This is a genomic window from Agrobacterium sp. 10T429, assembly GCF_056393925.1.
The window spans coordinates 1-387 of sequence record NZ_JBFTGV010000082.1; the positions used below are offsets into that span (position 1 = coordinate 1).

Sequence of the window (387 nt, forward strand, 5' to 3'; positions counted from 1 at the left end):
GCCTTCGCCGCGACCTTCGCCACGCTGGCCGCGTTCGCGACGACCGTCGCCGCGTGCCTGGGCGTCAGCGGCCGGCTTGGCCGGCTCGGCCACCGGGGCGGCGGCCGGACGTGCGCCGAACAGACCCTTCAGCCAGGCGATGAAACCGCCGGCTGCCACGGGCTGCGTGGCCGGTACCGGCCTTGCCGCAGCGGCTTCCGGGCGCGGAGCGCGCTCGGGGCGGGGCACCGACACCGGGGCCGGCGCGTCGGGCGTAATGCCCTTGACTGCGGCTTCCTGGCGCGGACGCGCATCTTCCTTCTTGCGGCTGCTGTAGCTCGTGTCCGCCTCGAGTTCCTTGGCGGCGGCCTCGGCCATGCGATAGCTGGCCGTGGATTCCTCCAGGCG

Annotated in this window: 1 pseudogene; it reads right to left on the minus strand. The window is 74.7% G+C overall.

From position 1 onward, the window contains the following. Nucleotides 1-387 (minus strand): annotated as a pseudogene (locus AC1DCP_RS26630) (hypothetical protein); the annotation flags it as partial.